Origin of the sequence: Streptomyces sp. 15-116A (genome assembly GCF_025290915.1) — a bacterium.
Lineage (GTDB): Bacteria > Actinomycetota > Actinomycetes > Streptomycetales > Streptomycetaceae > Streptomyces.
This window is the reverse complement of the sequence record NZ_JAOCQE010000378.1, coordinates 1-5,028: the sequence shown is the minus strand read 5'-3', so window position 1 is coordinate 5,028 and position 5,028 is coordinate 1. Positions and strand designations below refer to the sequence as shown.

Below are 5,028 nucleotides of genomic sequence, written 5' to 3'. Positions count from 1 at the left end.
CGAGCGCCTCCAGCTCGGCGGCGACCGCCCCGGCCGTCGCGCGGGTCACGCCGAGTTCGGCCGTGAGGACCGCACGGGTGGGGGCGCGTCCGGTGTGCACGAGCTCCAGCGCGGGGCCGAGCGCGCCGCGCCCCCGGTCCAGCCGCGTCCTCGAGGTGGTCCCTTCCCCCGCCGGCCGGGGGTCCGCCTTCCCGCTCATGAGGGCGAGTCTCCCATGATCCGCATGCCGCGCCGACTAGAGGCCGCCGACGCGGAGCGTGATGTTGAGCCGCCCGGTCAGTCCCAACTCTCGCGGTGCCGTGCCCGGATACACCTTCGGGACGCCGTGGTACGCGAGCCGGGACGGCCCGCCGAAGACGAACAGGTCGCCGCTGCGCAGCTCGACGTCCGTGTAGGGGCGGGTACGGGTCTCGGTGTTGCCGAAGCGGAAGACGCAGGTGTCGCCGAGGCTCAGCGACACCACGGGGGCGTCCGCCTTCTCGTCGCTGTCGCGGTGCATGCCCATCCGGGCGTCGCCGTCGTAGAAGTTCACGAGCGCGATGTCGTACGCGGCGGCCTCGGCGGCCTGTGCCCCGAGGGTGTCGGCGACGGCACGGCGGCCGAGCTCGCCGAGCCGGCCGGGGAAGGGCTTCACGGGGGCGCCGTCGCCGTCGACGACGGTGCGGGCGTAGCCGTACGGGTACCAGTGCCAGCCCAGGCATACCTGGCGTGCGGTCATGGTGCCGCCACCGGGGGTGCGCACGGTGCGCAGTCCGGCGGGCGGCCGGGCCCACTCCCGGCACGCGTCGAGCAGCTCGCGCTGCTCCCCCGCGTCGAGCCAGTCGGGCACGTGCACGGCTCCGGGCGCGACCTCGGTCCGGGCCCTGGGGAACAGCTCGCCGTCCATGCCCCCATCCTGCCCCCTGTGCGGCCGGATCCGGCCGGACACGGGCTGAGCTGCGGTTCCGCCAGTACCCCGGCAGGGGGCGTTCGCCCGGCCGCGGGCGAACGCCCCCTGCCGGGGTACTAGCCTGGGCGGCACGATGGACGACCGTATGACGACGCCGTGGGGCGAGCCGGTGCTGGCTCGCTTCCCCGAGGATCCGCGTGACCGGCTGCGCGCCTGGGACGCCTCCGACGAGTATCTGCTCCGGTATCTCGACCGCGAGCGCGTGCCGCTGTCGGGGACGGTAGTGGTGCTCGGCGACCGGTGGGGCGCGCTGGTCACGGCGCTCGCGGCGCACCGGCCGACGCAGATCACCGACTCCTGGCTCGGCCAGGAGGCGACCCGGGCGAATCTGGCACGCAACGGCGTGGGTCCTGGCACGGTCCGGCTGCTGACGACGCAGGACGACCCGCCGGAGCGGATCGACATGCTGCTGGTGCGCGTGCCGAAGAGTCTGGCGCTGCTCGAGGACCAGCTGCTGCGGCTTGCGCCCTCCGTGCACGAGGGCACGGTCGTCGTCGGCACCGGCATGGTGAAGGAGATCCACACCTCCACGCTGCGCCTGTTCGAGCGGATCCTCGGCCCGACCCGCACCTCGCTCGCCGAGAAGAAGGCCCGGCTGATCTTCTGCACGCCTGACCCCGGGCTCGAGCGCCCCGCCAACCCCTGGCCGTACCGCTACACGCTCCCCGACGGCATCGGCGTGGTCTCCGGCCGGACCGTCGTCAACCACGCGGGCGTGTTCTGCGCGGACCGCCTGGACATCGGCACCCGTTTCTTCCTGAAGCACCTGCCCGCCGTGCGGGACGGCGCCCGGGTGGTGGATCTGGGGTGCGGCAACGGTGTCGTGGGGACGGCGATGGCGCTGGCGGATCCGCAGACCGAGGTGCTGTTCGTGGACGAGTCCTTCCAGGCGGTGGCGTCCGCGCAGGACACCTACCGGGCGAACGGCGTTCCGGGGCACGCGGAATTCCGGGTCGGCGACGGCCTCGCGGGCGTGGCGGCGGACAGTGTGGACCTGGTCCTGAACAATCCGCCGTTCCACTCCCACCAGGCGACCACAGACACCACCGCCCGCCGCATGTTCACCGACGCCCGGCGCACCCTGCGCCCCGGCGGCGAGCTGTGGGTGATCGGCAACCGTCACCTGGGCTACCACGTGCGGCTGCGCCGGCTGTTCGGCAACAGCGAAGTGGTGGCGAGCGACCCGAAGTTCGTGGTGCTCAGGGCCGTGAAGCGGGGAGCGGGCCCAGCGTCCGGATGATCGACGCCACCGTGCGGGTCATCGCCTCCCGGCCCACCGTCAGATAGCCGCGGGAGTCGACCGCCTCGGGGTGGGTGGCCAGGTACTCCCTGATCGCGCCGGTCATGGCGATGTTCAGGGCGGTGCCCACATTGACCTTGGTGATGCCGCCGGTGACCGCCGCGGCGAGTTCGGCGTCGGGCAGGCCCGAGGAGCCGTGCAGCACGAGGGGGACGTCCAGGGCGGCGGAGAGGCGTTTGAGGAGGGTCTGGTCGACGGCCGCCGTGCGGGTGGTCATGGCGTGGCTGGTGCCGATGGCGACGGCCAGGGCGTCCACGCCGGAGTCGGCGACGAACGCGCGGGCCTGGTCGGGGTCGGTGCGCGCACCGGGGGCGTGGGCGTCCAGCGGGGGCCGGCCGTCCTTGCCGCCGATCTGCCCCAACTCGGCCTCGATCCACAGCCCTTGGGCGTGTGCCCAGTCGGCGGCGGCGCGGGTCGCGGCGAGGTTCTCGGCGTACGGCAGGCCGGCCGCGTCGTACATGACGGAGCCGAATCCGGCGTCCGGTGCCTGGCGCAGCAGGGCGTCGCTCTTGACGTGGTCGAGGTGCAACGCGACGGGTACCGAGGCGCGTTCGGCGGCGGCGACGGCGGCGCGGGCGAGCGGGAGCAGACGCCCGTAGCGGAACTTCACGGCGTTCTCGCTGACCTGGAGGATGACGGGGGCGTTCACGGACTCGGCGCCGGCGATGACCGCTTCGACGTGTTCCAGCGTGATGATGTTGAACGCGGCGACCGCGGAGCGGACCGCGGCGGCACGGGAGACGAGGTCGCCGGTGGTCGTGAGGGGCACGGGGTGTCCTGTTCGACGGTGTCGGAAGGCCGATGGTGCAGGGGCCCGCGGCTGGACGGCGGCCGGGGCACTGGCGTTGCGTGGGCCGTCAGGGGGTGAGGATGACCGAGCGGGTCAGGTGCCGGGGGCGGTCGGGGTCGAGGCCGCGGGCCGCGGCGACGGCGACCGCGAGGCGCTGGGCGCGGACGAGTTCGGCGAGGGGGTCGAGGGTGCCCTCGATCCACAGTCCGCCGGTGTCGCGGACCTGCTGGGCCAGGCCCTCGGGGGCCTCGCCGAACATCCAGGTCGCCGTGCCGGTGGTGGTGATGCTGATGGGGCCGTGCCGGTACTCCATCGCCGGGTAGGACTCCGTCCAGGACAGTGACGCCTCGCGCATCTTCAGCCCGGCCTCGCTCGCCAGGCCGACGGTCCAGGCGCGGCCGAGGAAGGTGAACTGGGCGCAGTCCACCAGCCCTTGGGGCAGGGGTGTGGCGAGGGCCGTGCGGGCGTCCTCGACCACGCGGTCGGTGTGCAGGCCGAGGTGGGCGCGCAGCAGGGTGAGGGCGGTGGTGGCGAAACGGGTCTGGACGACGGAGCGTTCGTCCGCGTAGTCGAGGACGACGGTGTCGTGGGCCAGCGACATCACCGGGGTGGCCGGGTCGGCGGTGACGGCGGTGGTGCGGGTGCTGTTCCTCAACTCCCCGAGCAGGTCGAGGACTTCGGTGGTGGTGCCGGAGCGGGTGAGGGCGACGACCCGGTCGTAGGCTCGGCCGCGGGGGAACTCGGAGGCGGCGAAGGCGTCCGTCTGGCCCTGGCCGCTCGCCTCGCGCAGCGCGGCGGCCGCCTGCGCCATGAAGTAGGACGTGCCGCAGCCGACGATCGCCACCCGCTCCCCCGCCGCGGGCAGCACCGAGCCGTGCTCGGCCGCCCCCGCGGCGGCGCGGGTCCAGCACTCCGGCTGGCTGTTCAGTTCGGTCTCTACATGGGTCATGCGGCACCCCCACAGGCGAATGATTGTTCTTGCAAGATACAGCCTGGTTTCGAACAGAATCAAGCAACCCGCTGGTCCGATGCGGGATGCGTTAGGGTCGCCCGGAGACCGAGGGCCGCCGGGGTACGGGAGGGTGGATGTCGCGGGACGCCCGCTGGAAGGCGCTGCTGGAGCTGCTCGTCGAGCGCGGCCGGCTGGACGTCGAGGACGCGGCCACCGAACTCGGGGTGTCGGCGGCGACGATCCGCCGGGACTTCGATCAGCTGGCCGAGCAGCAGATGCTGGTGCGCACCCGGGGCGGGGCGGTCGTGCACGGGGTGTCCTACGAACTGCCGCTGCGCTACAAGACCGCCCGCCACGCCTCGGAGAAGCAGCGCATCGCCAAGGCGGTGGCGGATCTCCTCGCCCCCGGCGAGGCGGTCGGGCTGACCGGCGGGACGACCACCACGGAGGTGGCCCGGGCGCTCGCCGTGCGCGGCGATCTCAGCTCCGGTTCGCCCGCGCTGACCGTGGTGACGAACGCGCTCAACATCGCCAACGAGCTCGCCGTGCGGCCCCAGTTCAAGATCGTGGTGACCGGCGGGGTCGCGCGGGCGCAGTCGTACGAGCTGATCGGGCCGCTCGCGGACGGGGTGCTGGGGCAGATCACCCTGGATGTGGCGGTGCTCGGTGTCGTGGGCTTCGACCCGGTGCACGGGACCTCGGCACACGACGAGGCGGAGGCGGCGATCAACCGGACGCTGTGCGAGCGGGCCGAGCGGGTGGTGGTGGCCGCCGACGCCAGCAAACTGGGGCGCCGCGCGTTCGCCCGCATCTGCGCGACCGAGTCGGTGGACATCCTGGTCACCGACTCCTCGGCACCACCGGAGACGGTGCGCCGCTTCGAGGAGGCGGGGCTGCGGGTCGTGGTGGTCTAGGCCCTGTCGTCAAATCCCCGTCTGCCTGGCGACGCCATGCACGCTCCCCCACTGCCTTAAGGGCGTGGGAGGTGCCCCCACTCGCCGCACCGGGCGCCGACCACGTACAACCAGTACGCCGGT

5 protein-coding genes and 1 pseudogene are annotated in these 5,028 nt (G+C 73.3%); 2 read left to right on the top strand and 4 right to left on the bottom strand.

Translation table 11 applies throughout. From position 1 onward, the window contains the following. Both N4P33_RS32705 and N4P33_RS32700 read right to left on the bottom strand, forming a co-directional pair. A pseudogene (locus N4P33_RS32705) lies at positions 1-199 on the bottom strand (ROK family protein); the annotation flags it as partial. Between the two features lie 36 nt (positions 200-235). Then, a complete protein-coding gene (locus N4P33_RS32700) occupies positions 236-886 on the bottom strand; it encodes an alpha-ketoglutarate-dependent dioxygenase AlkB (protein ID WP_260830561.1) in 651 nt (216 codons plus the stop codon). Between the two features lie 148 nt (positions 887-1,034). Here N4P33_RS32700 and N4P33_RS32695 point away from each other — a divergent pair, with 148 nt between their 5' ends. Then, complete coding sequence (locus tag N4P33_RS32695; RefSeq protein WP_260830562.1) at positions 1,035-2,189, top strand: methyltransferase; 1,155 nt, start codon at positions 1,035-1,037, stop codon at positions 2,187-2,189. On the opposite strand, the gene N4P33_RS32690 is transcribed toward N4P33_RS32695, so the two are convergent. Continuing rightward, positions 2,149-3,018: a class II fructose-bisphosphate aldolase gene (locus tag N4P33_RS32690; protein WP_260830560.1), complete on the bottom strand. Its 870-nt coding sequence runs from the start codon at positions 3,016-3,018 to the stop codon at positions 2,149-2,151. The genes N4P33_RS32695 and N4P33_RS32690 overlap by 41 nt on opposite strands. Before the next feature lie 88 nt (positions 3,019-3,106). Beyond that, entirely contained in the window at positions 3,107-3,988 is an 882-nt protein-coding gene (locus N4P33_RS32685) for an SIS domain-containing protein (protein WP_260830559.1), read from the bottom strand. Positions 3,989-4,125: 137 nt separating this feature from the next. On the opposite strand from N4P33_RS32685, the gene N4P33_RS32680 reads away from it, so the two are divergent. After that, positions 4,126-4,905: a DeoR/GlpR family DNA-binding transcription regulator gene (locus N4P33_RS32680; protein ID WP_260830558.1), complete on the top strand. Its 780-nt coding sequence runs from the start codon at positions 4,126-4,128 to the stop codon at positions 4,903-4,905. Positions 4,906-5,028 lie beyond the last annotated feature (123 nt).

Excerpts from the sequence above, each read along its gene's own strand:
- N4P33_RS32700 (WP_260830561.1), bottom strand. The coding sequence starts at position 886 with ATGGACGGCGAGCTGTTCCCCAGGGCCCGGACCGAGGTCGCGCCCGGA.
- N4P33_RS32695 (WP_260830562.1), top strand. The coding sequence starts at position 1,035 with ATGACGACGCCGTGGGGCGAGCCGGTGCTGGCTCGCTTCCCCGAGGAT.
- N4P33_RS32685 (WP_260830559.1), bottom strand. The coding sequence starts at position 3,988 with ATGACCCATGTAGAGACCGAACTGAACAGCCAGCCGGAGTGCTGGACC.
- N4P33_RS32680 (WP_260830558.1), top strand. The coding sequence starts at position 4,126 with ATGTCGCGGGACGCCCGCTGGAAGGCGCTGCTGGAGCTGCTCGTCGAG.